13 protein-coding genes are annotated in these 19,007 nt (G+C 69.0%); 8 read left to right on the top strand and 5 right to left on the bottom strand.

Annotation, left to right across the window (positions count from 1 at the left end; genetic code table 11):
- Both LI92_RS06830 and LI92_RS21820 read left to right on the top strand, forming a co-directional pair.
- Positions 1-2,454, top strand: a 2,454-nt coding sequence (locus LI92_RS06830; protein WP_152665364.1) for an SDR family NAD(P)-dependent oxidoreductase, incomplete at its 5' end; no start/stop codon positions are given.
- A 21-nt stretch (positions 2,455-2,475) separates the two neighbouring features.
- Positions 2,476-9,747, top strand: coding sequence for a beta-ketoacyl synthase N-terminal-like domain-containing protein (locus tag LI92_RS21820; protein WP_052740724.1), 7,272 nt, complete (start codon positions 2,476-2,478; stop codon positions 9,745-9,747).
- A 240-nt stretch (positions 9,748-9,987) separates the two neighbouring features.
- Here the strand turns inward: LI92_RS21820 and LI92_RS06815 are convergent, their stop codons facing one another.
- The gene (locus LI92_RS06815) at positions 9,988-10,791 is read right to left on the bottom strand and encodes a DUF1906 domain-containing protein (RefSeq protein WP_046317363.1); all 804 of its coding nucleotides are present in this window, start codon (positions 10,789-10,791) and stop codon (positions 9,988-9,990) included.
- Positions 10,792-10,942: 151 nt separating this feature from the next.
- Between LI92_RS06815 and LI92_RS06810 the strand changes: the two genes are divergently transcribed.
- Positions 10,943-11,962: an acyl-CoA thioesterase gene (locus tag LI92_RS06810; protein WP_082109594.1), complete on the top strand. Its 1,020-nt coding sequence runs from the start codon at positions 10,943-10,945 to the stop codon at positions 11,960-11,962.
- Between the two features lie 84 nt (positions 11,963-12,046).
- The gene (locus LI92_RS06805; RefSeq protein WP_046317361.1) at positions 12,047-12,820 is read left to right on the top strand and encodes a DUF1906 domain-containing protein; all 774 of its coding nucleotides are present in this window, start codon (positions 12,047-12,049) and stop codon (positions 12,818-12,820) included.
- Positions 12,821-12,845: 25 nt separating this feature from the next.
- Here the strand turns inward: LI92_RS06805 and LI92_RS06800 are convergent, their stop codons facing one another.
- Together LI92_RS06800 and LI92_RS24290 are read right to left on the bottom strand one after the other, a co-directional pair.
- Entirely contained in the window at positions 12,846-13,445 is a 600-nt protein-coding gene (locus LI92_RS06800; RefSeq protein ID WP_046317359.1) for a TetR/AcrR family transcriptional regulator, read from the bottom strand.
- A complete protein-coding gene (locus LI92_RS24290) occupies positions 13,426-13,554 on the bottom strand; it encodes a hypothetical protein (RefSeq protein ID WP_286134898.1) in 129 nt (42 codons plus the stop codon). Before LI92_RS24290 ends, LI92_RS06800 begins: the two co-directional genes overlap by 20 nt.
- Before the next feature lie 111 nt (positions 13,555-13,665).
- Between LI92_RS24290 and LI92_RS06795 the strand changes: the two genes are divergently transcribed.
- From LI92_RS06795 to LI92_RS06780, 4 genes are all read left to right on the top strand, one after another.
- Positions 13,666-14,532, top strand: coding sequence for an LLM class F420-dependent oxidoreductase (locus LI92_RS06795; RefSeq protein ID WP_046317356.1), 867 nt, complete (start codon positions 13,666-13,668; stop codon positions 14,530-14,532).
- Entirely contained in the window at positions 14,529-15,023 is a 495-nt protein-coding gene (locus LI92_RS06790) for a nuclear transport factor 2 family protein (RefSeq protein WP_046317354.1), read from the top strand. The genes LI92_RS06795 and LI92_RS06790 overlap by 4 nt, the downstream gene beginning before the upstream one ends.
- Positions 15,024-15,091: 68 nt before the next feature.
- Positions 15,092-16,324 carry an acyl-CoA dehydrogenase family protein gene (locus LI92_RS06785; protein ID WP_046317348.1) on the top strand — a complete coding sequence of 411 codons (1,233 nt, stop codon included), beginning with the start codon at positions 15,092-15,094 and terminating at the stop codon, positions 16,322-16,324.
- Positions 16,324-17,448 carry an acyl-CoA dehydrogenase family protein gene (locus LI92_RS06780; protein ID WP_046317346.1) on the top strand — a complete coding sequence of 375 codons (1,125 nt, stop codon included), beginning with the start codon at positions 16,324-16,326 and terminating at the stop codon, positions 17,446-17,448. Before LI92_RS06785 ends, LI92_RS06780 begins: the two co-directional genes overlap by 1 nt.
- 10 nt (positions 17,449-17,458) lie before the next feature.
- Here the strand turns inward: LI92_RS06780 and LI92_RS06775 are convergent, their stop codons facing one another.
- Positions 17,459-17,809, bottom strand: a complete 351-nt coding sequence (locus tag LI92_RS06775; protein WP_082109593.1) for a DUF732 domain-containing protein — start codon at positions 17,807-17,809, stop codon at positions 17,459-17,461.
- 13 nt (positions 17,810-17,822) lie between these two features.
- On the bottom strand, positions 17,823-18,995 hold the full coding sequence (locus LI92_RS06770) for a sodium-dependent bicarbonate transport family permease (protein ID WP_046317342.1): 1,173 nt from the start codon (positions 18,993-18,995) through the stop codon (positions 17,823-17,825).
- Positions 18,996-19,007 lie beyond the last annotated feature (12 nt).

Below are 19,007 nucleotides of genomic sequence, written 5' to 3'. Positions count from 1 at the left end.
GAGCGGGTGCCGTCGTTGCCGGAGGTCGACACCGCGACCATGGCGTCGTTGGTGACGCTGCGCGAGATCGTCGACTACCTGCAGTCGCTCATGAATGCACCGCCACCGGATCTGGTGGCGCACAACGGATTGTCGGCAGGTGATCGCGCCCCTTTTGAGTTAGCCGGAGCGGAGGTGGCGCGCTACGCGGTACGCGCCACCGCCGCTCCGGTGAGCGGGATGGGGATGCCCGGCCTGTACGCCGCCAGAACCGTCGAGATCGTGACCGCACCGGCAGCCGAGGACGCGCTGACGCAGACCGCCCAGGCCCTGGCCGCGATTCTGGTCAGCCACGGGATCCGCGCGACTGTCGTGCCCGAACCCAGTGCCGACGCCGAGGCGGTCATCCATCTCGGCGGCCTGCGGCAGACACCCACCCGTGCAGAGGCCCTGGCCCTCAACCGGGTGCTGTTCGCCGACGCCAGCCGCATCGCAGCGCAGTTCTCCGAGCGCGGCGGCGTCTTCGTCACCGTCCAGGACACCGGCGGGACGTTCGGGCTGCTCACCGACCCCGGCCAGCGGGCCTGGTCGGGCGGGATCGGTGCGCTGGCCAAGACCGCGGCCCAGGAGTGGACCAGCGCGCAGGTCAAGGCCATCGACATCGCCGTGGGGCAGCAGTCCCCGGCCGCGGTCGCCGAGCAACTGGCCGCCGAAGTCCTCTCCGGTGGCGCCGAACTGGAAGTGGGCCTGGGAAGTTCCCAGGGACGGATCACCGTCGTCGCCGGTACCAAGCAGGTGGCAACCCGCACGCCGCGCATCGGCCGGCACGACGTGATCCTGGTTTCGGGCGGCGCCCGCGGCGTGACCGCCGGATCGGTGATCGCCCTGGCTCAGCAGACCCAGGCGGCCTTCGTGCTGATCGGGCGCACCGAGCTGCGCGACGAGCCGCCGGAGGCCCACGGGCTGGCCACCGACGCCGAACTCAAGCGGGCGTTGCTGGCCAGCGCGGCGGCCCAAGGGCTCAAGCTCACGCCGAAGGACCTGGAGCAGCAGACCCAGCGCATCCTGGCCGACCGTGAGGTGCGGGCGACGCTGGCGGCGCTGACCGCCGCGGGTTCCCGGGTCCGCTACGCCGCCGCCGATGTCCGCGACGCCGCGCAGCTGGGCGCGTTGCTCGACAGTGTGCGAAGCGAATTCGGCCCCATCACCGGCCTGGTCCACGGTGCCGGTGTGCTCGCCGACGCGCCGCTGCACAAGAAGACCCTCGACGGGTTCGACCGGGTCTTCGAGACCAAGGTCGGCGGCGCGTGTGCGCTGCTGGACGCGACGGCCAACGATGCGCTCAAGGTGATCGTGCTGTTCTCGTCGGTGGCCGCGCGCAGCGGAAACGTCGGACAGAGCGACTACGCCATGGCCAACGAGATCCTCAACAAGGTGGCCCTGGCCGAACAGGCGCGCCGCGGACCGTCCTGCCTGGTGCGGGCGTTGGGCTGGGGTCCCTGGGATTCCGGCATGGTGACCCCCGGGCTCAAGGCGATGTTCGAGTCCCGCGGAATCTCGTTGATCCCGCTCGCCGACGGTGCGCAGGCGTTCGTCGCCGAGGTCCTCGACGGCGAGACGGGAAGTCCCGAGGTGACCCTCGGTGACGGTGTGCTGGCCGGACTGCCCACCCATCCGCTCCCACCGGAGGGTCGGGTGGCCAGGGTGCTGGCCCACGTGAGTGCGCAGCCGTACCTGCTCGACCACCGGGTTCAGGGCAATGTCGTCCTGCCCGTCGTGCAGGCCCTGGAATGGTTCATGCGGATGGCCGAGGCGTGCCGGCCCGGGCACTACGTGGATCGGGTTCTGGACCTCAAAGTGTTGCGGGGCGTGACACTGCACGAGTTCGAGAAGCACGGCAACGTCCTGACGGTGCGCTGCGTGCCGAACGAGGATCGGCCCGAGTTGTTGACCATGACGCTGGCCGATGCCGACGGATCCACCGCCTACTACTCGGCCAAGCTCGAGATGCGTTCGGGCGCAGCGGCGGTCCCGACTCTCGCGGCGTCGGCACCCGGGCAGCGCAGGCTGGACCGCACCGCGTGCTACACCGGCGGGGCACTGTTCCATGGTCCGGCGTTTCAGGTGCTCGACGGCATGGACAGCGCAGAGTCGACCGCCACGGCCGATCTGTCCGGGCTGACATCGGTGGGCTGGGCCGGGCAGGGCTGGGCCACCGACCCGGCCGCCCTCGACGGATGCCTGCAGGCCGCCCTGGTCTGGAGCTACGAACTGCTGGGCCGCAACGTCCTGCCCCTGCGGGTGGGCGAGATCGTGCGATACCAGTCCGGTGCGCTGGGCTCGGGATTGCGCTGCGTGCTGTCCAACGGCGACGCCAAGACCAGCCGCGCGATCTGCGACCTGGACCTGCTCGACGCGGACAACCAATTGGTCTGCAGCCTGCGACGACTCGAGCTGTATCCGTACGGCGCCTGACTCGACATCGGTTGATACGACGTGAAGTTTGATCCCATCGCGATCGTCGGGCAGGGCTGCGTCCTGCCCGGAGGGCTCAACCCGGCGCAGCTGTGGACCACGGTCCGCGACGGCCACGACACCCTGGGCTCGCCGGACCCGGATTACTGGGGCGTATCACCGCAGCGGGTGCTGTGCGCGCCCACCGATTCGCCCGAGCTCGACCGGACCTGGTCAGATCGCGGCGGCTACGTCCGCGGGTTCGACGAGGTCTTCGACCCGCGCGGGCTGCTCCTCGACGCCGGCGATCTCGGCGGGTTGGATCCGCTCTACCGGTGGGGCATCGAGGCGGCCAGGCAAGCCCTTGACAGTGCGGGCTGGCGGGCCGGGGAGGTGCCCGGCTCGGCAGGCCTGGTCCTGGGCAATCTGAGCTACCCGACCAAGAAGATGACCGACCTGGCCGAATCGGTCTGGCGGGCAGAGCAAGGCGTCGACTGGCGCAACCGGTTCATGTCCGGACTGCCGGCGCACCTGATCGCCGCCGCCCTGGGGCTCACCGGAGGGGCCACGGCGCTCGACGCCGCCTGCGCGTCGTCGCTCTACGCCATCAAACTGGCATGCGACCGCCTGCACGACCGGACTGCCGATGTCATGTTCGCCGGCGGCATCAACGGCGCCAGCGATCTGCTGCTGCACGTCGGCTTCACCGCCCTGCAGGCGCTGAGCCGAACGGGCCGGTCCCGGCCGTTCAACAACGGCGCCGACGGGCTGGTCCCGGCCGAAGGCGCGGCCATCCTGGTGCTGCGGCGTCTCGACGACGCCGTCGCCGACGGCAACACCATCCTGGGCGTCATCCGGGGTGTGGGTCTGAGCAACGACGGCCGGGGACACGGCTTCCTGGTGCCCTCCCAGGATGGGCAGGAACGGGCGATGCGGCTGGCCTATGAGATGGCCGGACTCGACCCGCGAGACATCTCCCTCATCGAATGCCATGCCACCGGGACGTCGCGCGGCGACCTGACCGAGCTGATGAGCATGGCCCGCATCTTCGGCGGTATGTCCGGGGTTCCCATCGGCTCGCTGAAATCCAATCTGGGCCACTCGATCACCGCGTCCGGCGCGGCGGGGGCCATCAAAGTACTCGCGGCGATGCGGGCGGGGATACGGCCGCCGACCCTGCACGCCGAGGATCCGCTGCCGTTCCTGGCCGACTCGCCGTTCCGCCTGCTCACCGAGGCCGAGCCGTGGGAGAGCGACGGCCCGCGCCGCGCCGCGGTCAACAACTTCGGCTTCGGCGGCAACAATGCCCACCTGCTTCTCGAAGAGTGGGTCGAAGGGAACGGCGGCTCCCCGGCTCCGCCGGTCACCGCACCGCGGCCCGACACCGAGATCGCCATCGTGGGCCTGAGCCTGCTGGTCGGGGATGGACACGGGACCGCTTCGGTCGCCGAGCACTTGAAGTCGTGTCAGCCGATTCCGGCTGACGGCGGCGACGGTCTCCGGGGTGCCCGCATGCGGGAAGTCTGTCTGGACCTGACCCAAACGCGTTTCCCGCCTGCCGATCTCAAACAGACCCAACCTCAGCAACTTGCCCTGCTGGGCTCCGCCCTGCAGATCGACGACCAGATCAGGAGCCTGCCGCCCGACACCACGAGCGTCATCGTCGGAATGGGCTGCGACGCCGAGGTCACCCGATTCGGCCTGCGCTGGCGGCTGGCCGACGCCCTCGATGACCCCGAACAGCTGCGCGCGGCCCGCGACGGTGTCGTTGCAGGCTGGACCGCCGCCGGGGTCGTCGGTGCCATGCCGAACATCGTCGCCAACCGGCTCAACAGCCAATTCGACCTGCGCGGCCCCAGTTTCACCGTGTCGCGCGAGCAGCTGTCGGGGACTACGGCCCTGGAGATGGCCGCGCGGGCCCTGCGGCGCGGCGAGATCGACGCGGCCGTGGTGGGCGCGGTCGATCTCAGCTGCGAGCCCGTGCATGAGGCAGCGGCCCGCGTCCTGCTGCACGCAGACGAACAGATACCCGCCGACGCAGCGGTGGTGCTCATCCTCAAACGCGCTGCCGACGCACGTCGCGACAACGACACGGTGTATGCCACCCTGCCCGCCGATGCGCAGGCCGATACCGAATGTCTGCACCTGGGCACCGCCCCCGGTGCGGTGAACCTCTCGGCGCTGCTGGGTCATGCGCACGCCGCCTCGGGCCTGCTGCACGTGGCGGCCGGGGTTCTCTACGCCGCCATGGGCGTCTGGCCCGACGGCGAACCGTGGACATCCGAGCAACGGCGCGTCGCTGTGGAACTCACCGGGATGGCCGAACAGCGCCAGCAGATTGTGCTGGTGTCGTCTGCCGCGGCGCCAGAGGCGCAGGCATTGACGGCACCGGAACCCCAGCCTGCCGGCGGCAAGGCCATCCGGCTCAACTTCCCCGCGCATCTGCCCGCCGTCGAGCTGCCGCAACGCCCACCCGACGCCGGGCCGAACCCCCCTCATCAACTGGAGCGAGTCATGCCAACACAACTTCCCATGCCGCCGGCTTTGGCGACCGTCGCGGAGTCGCTGGCCCGGCTGCCGCTGGGCGCGGCACCCATCACCCCCGCACCACCGCAGGCACCCATCCCGGTGACGACCGGCAATGGCGCCGGGCCCGCCACCCCGCAGACCTCCGCCGGCGCCAGCCGGTCCATCCAGCCGGTCAAGCCGGCCGACAAGGTGGTCCCGGCGCCGACGGTCAAACGCGAACCGGTGGGGCTGCAGCTCGACAAGGACGGTCTGCGCGTGCACGCCTCCGGGAACATCTCGGAGATCTTCGGCCCGGCGTTCGCCGAGCAGGACCAGTACCCGCGGCAGGTCCGGATGCCCGAACCTCCGCTGCTGCTGGCGGATCGGCTGCTCGGTATCGACGCCGAGCCGGCCAAGCACGGGACCGGAACGCTGTGGACCGAAACCGACGTCACCGCAGACTCCTGGTGGCTGCAGCAGGGCCGGATGCCCGCCGGCATCATGATCGAAAGCGGCCAGGCCGACCTGATGCTCATCTCCTGGATGGGCGCGGACCTGCTCAACAAGGGCGAACGGGTCTACCGGCTGCTGGGCTGCGAGGTCACCTACCTGGGTGGCCTGCCCGAGATCGGTGACACCCTGCGGTTCGACATCCACGTCGACGGTCACGCCCGCCAGGGCGATGTCCGGCTGTTCTTCTTCCACTACGACTGCACCATCGACGGCGTCGAGCGGATGTCGATGCGTAACGGCCAGGCGGGTTTCTTCACCGACGAGGAGCTGGCGGCATCCGGCGGAGTCCTGTGGCGTCCGGAGGATCACACCGTCACCGGCCCGATGGAGGCGACCGCCGCCCAGACCTCGCGCACCTCGCTGCAGCGGGCGGACTTGGAGGCGATGGCGTCCGGGGAGATCTGGCGGACCTTCGGCGACGGCTTCGAGCGGGCCGCCAGCCACACCCGCACCCCCCGCATTCACGCCGGCGACATGCTCTTCGTCGACGAGGTGACCGACATCGACTTCAACGGGGGCCCCTGGGGTCGCGGTTACCTGCGGGCCGTTGCCCCCGTCACCGCCGAGAACTGTTTCTTCGCAGGCCATTTCAAGAACGACCCCTGCATGCCCGGAACCCTCATGTACGAGGCGACCATGCAGACCATGGCCATCTACATGACCGCCCTGGGCATGACGATCGACTGCGACGGCTGGCGATTCGAACCGGTGCCCTTTGAGACCTACAAGCTGCGCTGCCGGGGCCAGGTCACGCCGCAGTCCCGCGAAGTGGTCTACGAGGTGTTCGTCCGCGAGGTGATCGCCGGACCCGAGCCGACTCTGTTCGCCGACCTGCTCTGCACCGTCGACGGCTTGCCCGCCTTCCACTGTGAGCGGATGGGCCTGAAGCTGTCGCCGGGATGGCCGATGGACCTCGGCGCCAAAGAGCTCGAAGGCTACGTCGAGCCCAAACCGGTCGCCGAGGTCAACGGGTTCCGCTACGACTACCAGGCGATGCTCGCCAGTGCTATCGCCAAGCCGTCCATGGCCTTTGGCCCGCTGTTCGAGAAGTTCGACTCCCCCCGCAAGGCGGCTCGCCTGCCCGGTCCGCCGTATCACTTCATGTCCCGGGTGACCGAGCTGGTCGGTGAGACCGGGGTGATGAAAGCCGGCGCCGAAGTGGTCGTGGAGTACGACGTGCCCGCCGACGCCTGGTATTTCGCCGAGAACGGTGCCGGCGACGGGGCCGAGACGATGCCCAACGCGGTGCTCATGGAGGTTGCACTGCAGCCCTGCGGCTGGCTGGCCAGCTACGTCGGTTGTCCGCTGGACGGTGAGGCGGACCTGTTCTTCCGCAACCTGGACGGGACGGGAACCCAACACCGCGAGGTGACCCCGTCTACCGGAACGCTGCGAATCAAGGTGAAGCTGAAGAGCCTCGCCAAGGCCGCGGGAACCATCATCGTCGGCTTCGACGGCGAGATCACCGCCGACGACGGACCGGTCTACACCTTCGACACCGTGTTCGGCTACTTCAAACGCGAAGCGCTGCAGAACCAGGTGGGTCTCCCGGTCAGCGATGCCCAGCGGGCGTCGCTGACGCAGCCCTGCGCGGCGCCGGTCGTGGACCTGACTGCGCGGCCGGCCGAGTACTTCGGCCCCGGGGCGCGACTGGCGGACCCGATGCTGCTGATGGTGGACCGGGTCACCGGCCGCTGGCCCGACGCCGGCAGCGCCGGGCTGGGCCAGTGGCGCGGCGTCAAAGACGTCAACCCGGGCGAGTGGTATTTCAAGGCGCACTTCTTCCAGGACCCGGTGCAACCGGGATCCCTGGGCATCGAGATGATGTTGCAGCTCCTGCAGTTCGGGATGCTGGACCTCGGACTCGGTAAGGAAGCCGGCCCGGCGGCCCGCTTCGAGCCGGTGGCGCTGCACGACGCGATGACCTGGCGCTACCGCGGTCAGATCGTGCCCACCAACAAGCAGATCACCGCGCAGGTCGAGATCACCCGCATCGATCGCGACGACGCCGGGATTCTCGCGGTGGCCGAGGCGTCCCTGTGGGTCGACAACAAGCGCATCTACACCGCCAGCAACCTGGGTATGCGCATCGTGGCCGGGGGGAGCCCCCCGGCGCCGCAGACCGGCACCGGCACGGCCGCCGGGCAGGCACCTGTACCCGCCGGCCCTGCGGCGCCCGCCGCGCCGGGGCAGGCCACCACGATGGACGTCGCGCTGGACCCGGTCAGCGACGCCTGGGTCGCCGATCACTGCCCGACGTATGTGATTCCGTCGCTGCCGATGATGTCGGTCATGGACCTGTTCGCTCAGGCGGCGATCCGGGCGTCCGGCGGAGCCAAAGTCGTCGAGATCACCGATGTGCAGATGGTGCGGTGGGTGGTCGTCGACTCACCGCAGCGACTGCGGGTGGTGCTGGAGCCGGAGCAGGAGCCCGGGCTATTTCGCGGCCGGCTGGAGGTCTGGCGTGATGCCCCCCGAGCGGAGCTGTCTCGCTGGGAGATTCATGCCCACGCTGTGGTGCGCACCGCGGCGGCGTATTCCGGTGAGCCCGAGCCGCCGGCTCCGCTGGAGGATGCGGTGCCCTACGTCAACCCCTATGACGGCACGGTGTTTCACGGCCCGGCCTTTGCGACCCTGATCGACGGTGCGCAGATCGGCCGCAACGGCTCGACCGGCACGCTCGCGATCGACCGGTGTGCGGTACCGGCCGGTGCTCTGCAGCCCGGACTGCTCGACGGCGCACTGCACGTGGTGCCGCATACCGCGATGAGCGTGTGGACCACCGACACCGCCGATCCCGCATCGTATGCCGACGCCCGCGACCCTGACGTCGGGTTTCCGCGCCGCATCCTCTCGGCCCGGTTCTACGCTGACACGCCCGCGGCGGGAACTGTCGATGTTGAGGCCCGCTTCGTGGGATTCGACGACGACGAGGGCCGGATGCCGACGTTCGACCTGTGGCTGAGCTCCGGCGGAAAGCCATGGGCCCGAATCCGAATGGCCGAGTTTCTGCTGAGCAAGGGGCCGCTGGCTCAGGTCGGGGGTCCGCAGCGGCGCGCATTCATGGCGCAGCGGCGGGCGGTGCCCGGGCTGTCGCTCAGCGAGCGACTGGGGCGCGGCGTGCTGGAACTCGACACCGCACGCATGGCGACGCTCGACTGGTTCAAGGGCACCCTGCAGGCCGTGTACGACACGGCGGGCCAAGGTGATTCGCTGTTGCGTGACATCGTGACCAAGGAGGCGGTCGCCGACGCGGTGCACAACGCCATCCATCCGTCGAAGGTCCAGATCATCGACGGCCAGGTGAGCTGCCCGGCGCTGCCGTTGGAGCGGATCACCGTCGAGATCGAAAAGCTCGGACCGGCCTCATCCCGCGCGAGTGCATCGAGCACAACCGATTGGGAGCCGGTCCGCGCCTGGTGGACCGAGAGCGCGGGAATGACGCAGGGCTGGTTCGGCGAGTTGGCGCTGGGTGCCGTGTTGTCGCGCTACGTACGGCACGTCATCGTCACGGATCCCGATGCCCTGGCGGCGGTGCACGGCCGGCCGGTCCTGCTCCTGGCGAACCACCAGGTGCAGATCGAATCATTGCTGGGCACCACCGTGGGATCGTGGCTGACCGGCACCAAAGTCGTCACCATCGGCCACGCCAAACACGAAACCGGCTGGGTGGGCAACCTTTTACAGATGATCGATGCGGCGGCGGGCAAGCAACTCGGGCACCTGCGGTACTTCGACCAGCAACAGCCACAGGAGTTCTTCGGCCTGGTCGACGACCTCAAGCGGGACATAGCCGGACGCGGGATCTCTGTCATGGTCCACGCCGACGGGACCCGCAGCGTCAGCTCCGGACAGCGAGTCCAGCGGCTGACCTCGACGTTGCTGGACATGGCCATGGAGATGTCGATGCCCATCGTCCCGCTGTATTTCGCCGGAGGACTGCCCGAGGAGCCGTTGCCCCACAAACTCGAGGTGCCCTACGGCCATGCCGCCCAGGACTACATCTTCGGTCGCCCGATCGAGCCCGAGGAGCTGCGCGGCCGGCCCTACGCGGAACTGCGGCGCCACGTCATCGACGCGATCAACGAGCTCGCACCGTTCTCCGACGCACCGCACGCACCGAACTACGATGTCGAGAGCCGGGTCACGGCCGCAGCCCCCGGCGCCTCGCCGCTGGAGTCGGTGTGGCACTGCATCGAGGACGCCCTGGACTCGTTGCCCGTCGACTGGCGCGCCATGATCGCGGCCGAGGACTGGGAAACGCTCAAGGCAGCCGAGCTCCGCGCGTCCTGACCAGCCGGCGGCCCGGGCGGTGTTGTTGACGGCGGCGCTGCGCGGCGACTAACTTAGTCACGATCGCGGCACAGCCGTCCAGCTACGCGGCTGGTGTGGATCGGCCGCCTACCAAGCCCTCGCAGACAGGAGTCCCTTTATGTCCTCAGCGACCCTGGGCGTGTACACGTGCCTCGCGTCTGTCGTGCTGCTCACCGCGGTGTTCTTCCTCGCCAGCAGGTCCTGATCGTCACCTGCGGCTCAGGGGTGTAGGTTCCACTGGCCGCAGTCCGGGGCCAGCACGTCGTTGACGTCGACCTCGATCCCGCCGACTATCGGGCCCGGGCTCGATGCGGTACTCACCACTCGCTGGAACAGCACTGCTGCGGGGTCACGATGCCCGCGCGACCAGGACCGCGTCTGCCAGGCCCAGCGATGGCCGGGGGTGCTGGAGCTGCCGATGACACCGTCGGCGGCCGCCCACTGACACACGTTCACGCCACCGTAGACCCCGGTGCGCTGAACCCCCAGAACCGAGTTGATTCCCCGGAACCACTGGAGTGCGACGGAATTCCAGGTGTTGCGGTCGATGTCGTCGTCGACGCTGAAGAAGATCGGAGCGCTGCGGCCCCCGCCGGCAGCGGTGTGCAGTTGCCAGGCGGTCTGCGCGTCGGCGACCCCTCCGGCGAACCCGCGGGTGAAGTCCGACGGTGCGGTACCGCCGGGCTTGCCGTACTGGTAGTTGCTGACGATCACCAGTCCGTTGGCGGCCAGAGACTCGGCATAGGGGCGGGTGATCGGCTTGGCGCCGAAGGACGAGCCGGGCCGCGACAGCGAGACGTAGTTGATCACCCCGGCGTAACCGGCGGCCCGGATGGCCTCGGCCGGGATCTGGCGCATGGCGTAGTCGATCAGCATCGGGGCCGCGGCCGACGCTCGGGGCACCGCCGAGGCGGCAGCACCCAGGCCGACCACCGCCGAGAGCGCAGAGGCGTACCGCAGCGCGGTACGCCGGGACACCGGGCGGGAATGCGACGGGTGGTCGCTGGAGGGGGAGTCGGACATCGGCCGATGTTAACAATGGGGCTGGTGTTAAACGTGTTGTACGCGCCGGGCGGCCCGTCCGCCGCGATGCCGGGGTGGCTCTGCCAGGGCGCAATCGACGGAGGCGATGCGATAACCTCAGGCGGACGTTTACTTATATGAGCTAGCAGATATGTCGTTACCCGATTCGGCGGTCCGGCGCGGACGGCCGCTGGCGGGTCAGGAGGAACTTGTGCAGACGCCGGCGCCGGAGATTGCCGCCCGCCCCGATTTCCGCGGTCCGCTGCTGGGCTCGGGCAGCCCTCTGGAGCACGCCACGCTCGAGGCGCTGGACCGCCTGCAAGCAGTGCTGACACTGCATCCGGTGGGGACCGACCGATTCCGGGCGGACAACGAGGCCGACCGGTTCGGCCGGATCTTCGGGGGGCAGCTCATCGGACAGGCGATGGCCGCCGCAGCGGCCACCGCCCCCGAACTCACCGCCCACTCGATCCACGCGTCCTTTCTGCGGCCCGGCGACTCCGCCGTACCGCTGGACATCGCCGTGGACCGAACCCGCGACGGGCGCTCGATGTCGGCACGGCAGGTCCGGGTGGAACAGGGCGGTAAGACGCTCATGGTTGCGACGGTGTCCTTCGACACCAGCCTTGACAGCGCCGCCCCCGACGCCACCCCGCCGTCGGGAGCCGAGCCCGAATCCCTTCCGCTGCTACAGCACTGGGTAACGCAGGCATCGCCGTACCAAGCCCTGCGGGGAAGCGCCTGGATCGAGCGGCCGCCCCCGGTGGAGATTCGCACCGATCAGGCGCCGGTTTTCCTCAGCGGCGCCCAGGCGCCGGGCCCTTCGGCGCATTGGATGCGGTTGCCGCGACTGGTCGACGGCGATGCGCAGCTGCAGGCGGTGTTGCTGGCCTACGCCAGTGACTACCTGTTGGTGGACGCCGCGTTCCGCGCCCATCCGCAGCCGCTGGACGTCGGTACGCACATCGGCCTGACCCTCGATCACACCGTATGGATTCACCGCCCAGTGCATTTCGAGCGCTGGCACCTCTACACCCAGCACACCGTCGCCACCTCCGGGCACCGTGCGCTGGTGCACGGCACCATGGTGGATTCAACCGGTAGGCATGTGGCCAGCACCGCCCAGGAAGTCCTGATCCGGCAGCGCATCGCGCCGGCCGGCTCCGGCTAGCAGATCGGGCGTGCCGGCCGCGGCGACGGGATCGGCTGATCAGCAGGCTGCAGGGAGTGCTGCCCGGTAGCCTTTTCGGTTGTGATGCGTTCCGCTTCGCGGCGCGACGTGCTCAGGTACACCGCGTTACTGGGGCTGGCACTGGCGGTGCCCGCCCCACGCGTTGGCGCCAGCACTCTGCGGGTCATCGACTTCGCGCACCGCCTGGTGTCACCCGAACAGATCAAAGCCGCCGGCTTCGACGGCGCGATGGTCTACGTCTCGGAGTTACGGCCCGGGGCCACTTTCGATTTCAAGCCGGTCAGCCGCGACTATGCCGACGGGCTGCGCGCCGCCGGACTGCAGGTCGCCAGTTGCTACCAGTTCGGCAAGCCCGGCTGGCCGCAGTCCCCGTCGGACTTCACCCGGGGCTACGACGGCGGCGTCGCGGATGCCCGGACCGCGATGCGGCTGCACACCGATGCCGGCGGCCCACCGTCGGCGCCGATCTTCTTCAGCGTCGATGAAGATATCGACGCCGCCACCTGGAAAAGCCTGGCCGTCGCATGGTTCCGCGGCATCAACTCGGTGATCGGGGTGGACCGCACCGGCGTCTACGGCGGTGCGCGGCAATGCTCCTGGGCCATTCGCGACGGAGTCGTCGGAGAATCGACCAGCCCGGGCCACCGATGGGCGTGGCAGACCGGGGCGTGGTCGCACGGAGACCGGGAACCGGCGGCCGTGCTTTTCCAGCGTGAGATCGTCACCGCGACCCAGCCGGGCTTCGTCATCGACGACGTGCACGTCGACGTCAACGATGTGCTGGCCGCCGACTTCGGTCAGTGGGACCTGCCCCGCGGACTCCGGGGACCTGCGTGAGTCCAGGCCACGGCAACGGCACCGGTCACCGCGGCGGCCGGCCACGCCACGGTGCCAGCAGCAGCTCCGCGGCCCGGCGCATGTCCTGTTCGGCCTGTTCGGCCGTGGTCTCACCCATCACCGCCCAGGACAAGATGCCGTAGGCGCACTGCTCGACCAGCAGCGCCAGCTGGGTGTCCTGCGGCGTGGGGTCGCCGATCCCGGCGACGGCCAGGATTCTGGTGCGCAGACCGAAGTCACCGGTGGCCGCCGACTCGGACCTGCGGGCGTTGACCGAGGTGATCATCGCGCGAGCCAGCCGTGGGCGGGCCAACATGGATCGGCAGATGCCGGCCATCAGTTCGGTGACATCGGCGGCGGGACATCCCGTCGGTGGGGGCGACGCACCGCCGGACTGGGTGTAGTGCAACAACAGTGCGCTGAACAGGTGATGTTTGGTGGGGTAGTAGCGGTACACCGTCGCGATCGACACCGACGCCTGATCGGCCACGTCCTGCATCCGGACCGCCTCGAGGCCATCGTGCGCTCCCAATTGCGCCGCCGCGGCAAGGATGCGTTCGCAGCGCTGCCGCTGGGCCGGGGTGCGCGGTGTGGCGGGCTCGCGATCAATCGGCGGCCGGGGCATCGGTGTTCCCGGGCTCGGTACCGAGCAACTTCTGCATCAGCCGATGCGAGGCGAGCACCGCCTCGGCTCGATCCGGGGCCGCCCGTAGTGCCGGCCTGGTGCTGGACAAGGGACGCCTCCATAACTAAAATTCACTTTAGTTTGTGGCCAGGCTACCCCACTCCCGCGGCGCAACGGAAGGCGCAGAATCCATGCGACACAACACTGCTCGGACACGTTGATGCGGCTCGGCCTGGCCACACCGGTGGTGATCCAGATCCCCGGCGTGGCGTCGAGCTGGGAAGCGCAGGCCGGCGCCGAGGACCTCGGCTCGATCGCGACGGCAGCCGACGAACTCGGCTTCGCCTACCTGACCTGTTCTGAGCATGTCGCGGTACCCGACCAAGCCGCTGCCGGCCGCGGGACCACCTACTGGGATCCGGTTGCGACACTGTCGTTCCTGGCAGCCCGCACCCGTGCGATTCGCCTGGTGCCCTCGGTTGTGGTGCTGGGATATCACCACCCGCTCGAGATAGCCAAACGCTACGGCACCCTGGACCGGCTCAGTGCCGGACGGCTGACGCTGGGAGTCGGGGTCGGCTCGCTGCGGGAGGAATTCGACCTGCTCGACGCCGCCTGGGAAGACCGCGGCGCCCGGGCCGACGATGCGATGAAGGCGCTGCGGGCATCGCTGTCGACCGAGCGGCCCAGCTATGCCGGCACCTACTACCGCTTCGACTCGATGGTCGTGCAGCCCTGCGCCCTGCAGCCGCGGGTGCCGATCTGGGTCGGGGGGCACACGCGCCGCTCGCTGCGGCGGGCGGTGGACTTGGGCGACGGCTGGATGCCGTTCGGTCTCACCGGTGACCAGCTGGCGAAACACCTCGCCGGCGTGGACCTTCCCGACGGTTTCGCGGTCGTCTTGTCGACGGCGCCGCTGGACCCGATCGGCGCGGGGCAGCTGACCCTCGATCGGCTGGCCAGACTGGCGAACCTCGGCGCCACCGATGTCACCTGCTCCATCGCGGCGCGCTCGGCGGCGCACTTCTGTGAGCAGTTGAGCGCCCTGGCCGAACTGGCCGATCTACCGGGACGGGAGCGGCGATGAACGAGCAACGGTTGGCCGATCTGGAGCGGCGTCTGCAGCAGATCGAAGACGAGCGGGCGATCGAGCGGCTGATCGCGTCCTACGGCCCGCTGGTCGACGTCGGCGACGACGAGGCCGTGGCGGCGCTGTGGCACCAAGACGGCGTCTACGACGTCGAAAACTGGCTGATGAACGGGCGCGAGGACATCGCCGCGATGGTGCGCTCCGATGGCCACCAGGGTCTGATCGCTCGGGGCTGTACGCACTTCCTGGGCCCGGCGGTGGTCACCGTGCACGGTGACGAGGCCGTGGCCGTCTGCGAGTCGACGCTGTTGGTCAAACAGGGATCCGAATACCGTGTGGCGCGCGGCGCCGCCAACTACTTTCACCTGCGACGAACCGGTGAGCCGGCGCGGCGCTGGCAGATCCACACACGGATCACCCGGTTGCTCGACGGCGCGGCGCTGGGCCGCGCCCTGTTGGCGGATGGCATCGCGGGCCGCATCCGTTAGTCCGGAGCCCTCGGCGCTGCCGCTACACTGCGCGGAAACGCAATCCGCCGACACGGCAGGGGAGATGAATGGATCTGCGGTGGTCGGAGGAAGACCGGGCATTTCAGGCTGAGGTGCGGCAGTTTCTGGCCGAGAAACTCACCCCTGAGCTGCGCCGCGCGGGCAGGCTGATGACCAGTGTCTACGCCGACCATGAGGCGAGCATGGCCTGGCAGGCGATTCTGCATGAGCGGGGTTGGGCCGCCCCGGCCTGGCCGGTCAAGCACGGAGGCTGTGACTGGAGCCTGACCCAGCACTACATCTTCAGCCGGGAGTCGACGCTCGCCGGTGCCCCGTCGCTGTCACCGATGGGAATCCGGATGGTCGCCCACGCCATCATCCGGTTCGGCACCGATGCGCAGAAGGATTACTTCCTGCCGCGGATTCTCACCGGCGAAGTGTTCTTCTGCCAGGGCTACTCCGAGCCGGAGGCGGGCTCGGACCTGGCGTCCCTGTCGATGGCGGCCACCGTCGACGGCGACGACCTGGTCTGCACCGGCAGCAAGATCTGGACCACCCACGCCGGCGAGGCGAACTGGATGTTCGCCTTGGTCCGCACCACCCGTGCCGCCAAGAAGCAGCAGGGCATCACGTTCGTGCTGATCGACATGACCTCGCCCGGCATCGAGATCCGTCCGCTGGTGATGACCTCCGGTGAAGAGATCCAGAACCAGGTCTTCTTCGACGACGTGCGGGTGCCCAAGACCAATGTCATCGGGGAGATCGACAGCGGCTGGACGGTGGCGAAGTATCTGCTCGAGTTCGAGCGCGGCGGCGGCGCGGTGGCGCCGGCCCTGCAGGTGGTGGCCGAGGAGATCGCCGAGGCCGCCAAGGATCAGCCGGGACCGGCCGGCGGCCGACTCGCCGACGACCACGCCTTCATGCGCAAGCTCGCCGACGCGCGGATCCGCGCCGAGGTGCTGGAGATCCTGGAATACCAGGTGCTCGCGGCGGTGGCCGAGGGACGCAACCCCGGGGCGTCGTCATCGATGCTCAAAGTCCTGGGAACGGAATTGAGTCAGGAGCTGACCGCACTGGCGTTGGAGGCGGCCGGACCGCGCGGGCGGATCTATCAGCCGCACGTCACCGCGCCCGGCGGGCCGATCGCCGACTACCAACCGCCGGCCGACGGCTACGCGTCCGGCGAGCCGTGGCAGGCGGTGGCGCCGTTGCGCTACTTCAACGACCGCGCGGGCTCGATCTACGCCGGTAGCAACGAAATTCAGCGAAACATTCTGGCCAAAGCGGCATTGGGGCTCTGATGGACTTCACCTTGAACAATGAGCAGCAGATGCTGCGCGACGGCATCACCAAGTTCCTCGCCGCTCGCTACGACCTCGAGACCAGCCGCGCGGCGGTCAAAACCGGCGCCGGCTGGCAGCCCGGCATCTGGCGCGCCTTCGCCGAAGAACTGGGCATCCTGGGTGCGACGCTGCCCGAGGAGTTCGACGGAATCGGCGGCGGCGCAGTGGAACTCATGGTCATCACCGAGGCGCTCGGGCATGCGCTGGTGATCGAACCCTACGTCGACGCCGTTGTCGTCGCCGGCGGCCTGCTGCAGCGCTCCGGGAGTCCGCGGGCTGCGGAGGTTCTCAAAGAACTGGTGGCCGGCAACGCCGTAGTGGCAGTGGCCGCCACCGAAGCGGAATCGGCGGACCGGTGGCAGGACGCGCAGACCACCGCCCGGCCCGACGGCGACGGCTGGGTGCTCAACGGCTCCAAGATCACGGTGGTGGCAGCACCATTGGCCACCCATCTGCTGGTCACGGCGCGCGTCGAGGGCGACGAGGGCGTCTCGTTGTTCCTCACCGAGGCCGGTGCCGCGGGTATCGCCATGCACCCGTACCGGACCATCGACGATCGCAGCGCCGCCGATGTCACCCTGACCGATCTGCGGCTTGGCGCTGACGCACTGCTGGGCGAGCGGGGCGCGGCATGGCCGTCGTTGGCGCAGGCCCGCGACGAGGGTGCGGCGGCGGTCTGCTCCGAAGCGGTCGGGTGCATGCGAAAAGTGCTGGCGGACACCGTCGAATACTGCAAGCAGCGCCAGCAGTTCGGCCAGCCGATCGGTAGTTTCCAGGTGCTGCAACACCGCATGGTGGACATGTTCATGGAAGTCGAGCAGTCCGCCGCCGCGGTGTTCCTGGCGATGCTCAACCTCGAGGCCGACGAAGCCACCCGGGCGCGTGCGGTCTCGGCCGGCAAGGCCACCATCGGCCGGGCGGCGCGCTTCGTCGGGGAGCAGGCGGTACAGCTGCACGGCGGGATGGGCATGACCGAGGAGCTGGCCATCGGCCACTACTTCAAACGGCTCACCGCACTGCAATACGAGTTCGGCACCACCGAACAGCACCTGTCGCGTTACGCAGAGCTGACCAAGCCCTAGCCTCGGCGGGTTACTTCGCCAGCTGGTGCGGGCAGTAGGCGTTCGCGGCGGCCGCCGCGAAGTGCGCGGCGGCGTCCATGGTCAGCCCGGGATTGTCGGCCGTGAGTTGTTTGACGACCTGTAATCCGGTCTCGCCGTTGTTGGCCATGCTGCAGACGGCGTGCCCGGCCACAATGGCCTGTTCTTCACTGGCGAAGGTGAGTCCCGCGGCCCGTATGGCCGCCAGAAAGGCGGCGTCGCCGGCACCGTCGCCGGGGTCTGCGTGCGCCGGCGCGCCGATGGCGGCGGCAACGAGCCATGCCGACACGACGCCGCGCACGACGTTGCCGATCCTGCCCAAGCGAATTCCTGGGGTCTGCATGCCGCGTAATCCCTTACTGCGAGGTGATGAGGTGCGCGAGCTCGATGTACAGGGGTATCCCGATGGTCACGTTGTAGGAGAACGTCAGGCCCAGCGATGCGGCCAGCGGCAGGCTGGGACTGGCCTCCGGGATCACCAGCCGCTGAATGGCCGGGACAGCGATATACGACGCCGCGCCGCACAGCACCGCGAACAAGACATAGGTGCCCAACTGGAAGTGGACGCCGGTCAGCTGCGAGTAGGTGTGCGCCACGAACAGGCCCAGGGTGGCGAAAAGGTTGGGAGCCAGCAGGCCGAAGAAGACGAAACCACGGCCCGCGGCGCGCAGGTCCTTGAGCTTGCGTGCTGCGGTCAGGCCCATCTCCAGCAGGAACAGGCACAGCACACCCTGGAATGCGGTGACGAAGACCGGGTCGTCGACGCCGGTGACCTTGGAGCCCTGTAGGCCGCTGACGAAGCCGATGACGATGCCGCCGAGCAGCAGGCAGATGCCCGGGTTGAGGAAGACCTCCCGCACCAGTTCCCGGCTGATCAGGCGGCCGTTGGGGGTCCCCTCGGCCTCCGCGCGGCGCTCGGGAGTCATCTCCAGCGACAACCCGCCCGTGGGGTCGGCGCCGTGGGCTGCCGCCACGGCGGGCCGCGCGCCCGCCGGCACCGTGTAGCCCGGCTCGTGGGGCATGTTCCCGTCGGCGTCCATGCCTTTGTGGCGTAACCGGGCGACCAGGAACAGCGCCACCAGGCAACCGGGGATCTCCATGATGGCCAGCATCACGGGCATGTAGGCGTCGAAGGCCATCCCCACGGTGGCCAGCACGCCCATGCAGGTGGCGAAGGTTCCGGCCGAGTCGGAGCCGTAGTATCCGGCGACCGTTGCCCGGTCGACCTCCCGCATTTTCGTCATGTACTTCAGCAGCAGGTAGGCCAGTGTGCCGATCAGGAAGTTCAAGACGAATCCGACGACGATGAATCCGAGGATTCCGCCGATCTGCGAGAGGTCGATCTCGGCGAGCTCTTCGCCGCCGTGCCAGCCGATGGCCAGCAACAGGTACATCGTCAACCCCTGATACAGCGCGTTCGGGAACTCGAAGGGGACCTTGGCGATGGCGATCAGGAAGCCGAAGTAGAAGAACAGCAGCAGTGGCTTGAACAGGTTGTGCGTGAAGTTCTGCCAAAACTCGACCAGCATGTTCGTCTCACT

Source organism: Mycobacterium sp. UM_Kg1 (assembly GCF_000972925.1).
In the GTDB taxonomy this organism is placed as follows: domain Bacteria; phylum Actinomycetota; class Actinomycetes; order Mycobacteriales; family Mycobacteriaceae; genus Mycobacterium; species Mycobacterium hiberniae.
Note: the sequence above shows the minus strand (reverse complement) of the source record. Positions and strands in the feature narration are given on the sequence as shown.

Bases quoted from the DNA above. Each gene is read 5' to 3' on its own strand.
- LI92_RS06790 (WP_046317354.1), top strand. From the start codon at position 14,529: ATGAACGAGCAACGGTTGGCCGATCTGGAGCGGCGTCTGCAGCAGATC.
- LI92_RS06810 (WP_082109594.1), top strand. From the start codon at position 10,943: ATGTCGTTACCCGATTCGGCGGTCCGGCGCGGACGGCCGCTGGCGGGT.
- LI92_RS06785 (WP_046317348.1), top strand. From the start codon at position 15,092: ATGGATCTGCGGTGGTCGGAGGAAGACCGGGCATTTCAGGCTGAGGTG.
- LI92_RS06805 (WP_046317361.1), top strand. From the start codon at position 12,047: ATGCGTTCCGCTTCGCGGCGCGACGTGCTCAGGTACACCGCGTTACTG.
- LI92_RS06795 (WP_046317356.1), top strand. From the start codon at position 13,666: ATGCGGCTCGGCCTGGCCACACCGGTGGTGATCCAGATCCCCGGCGTG.
- LI92_RS06815 (WP_046317363.1), bottom strand. From the start codon at position 10,791: ATGTCCGACTCCCCCTCCAGCGACCACCCGTCGCATTCCCGCCCGGTG.
- LI92_RS06770 (WP_046317342.1), bottom strand. From the start codon at position 18,995: ATGCTGGTCGAGTTTTGGCAGAACTTCACGCACAACCTGTTCAAGCCA.
- LI92_RS06780 (WP_046317346.1), top strand. From the start codon at position 16,324: ATGGACTTCACCTTGAACAATGAGCAGCAGATGCTGCGCGACGGCATC.
- LI92_RS06800 (WP_046317359.1), bottom strand. From the start codon at position 13,445: ATGCCCCGGCCGCCGATTGATCGCGAGCCCGCCACACCGCGCACCCCG.
- LI92_RS06775 (WP_082109593.1), bottom strand. From the start codon at position 17,809: ATGCAGACCCCAGGAATTCGCTTGGGCAGGATCGGCAACGTCGTGCGC.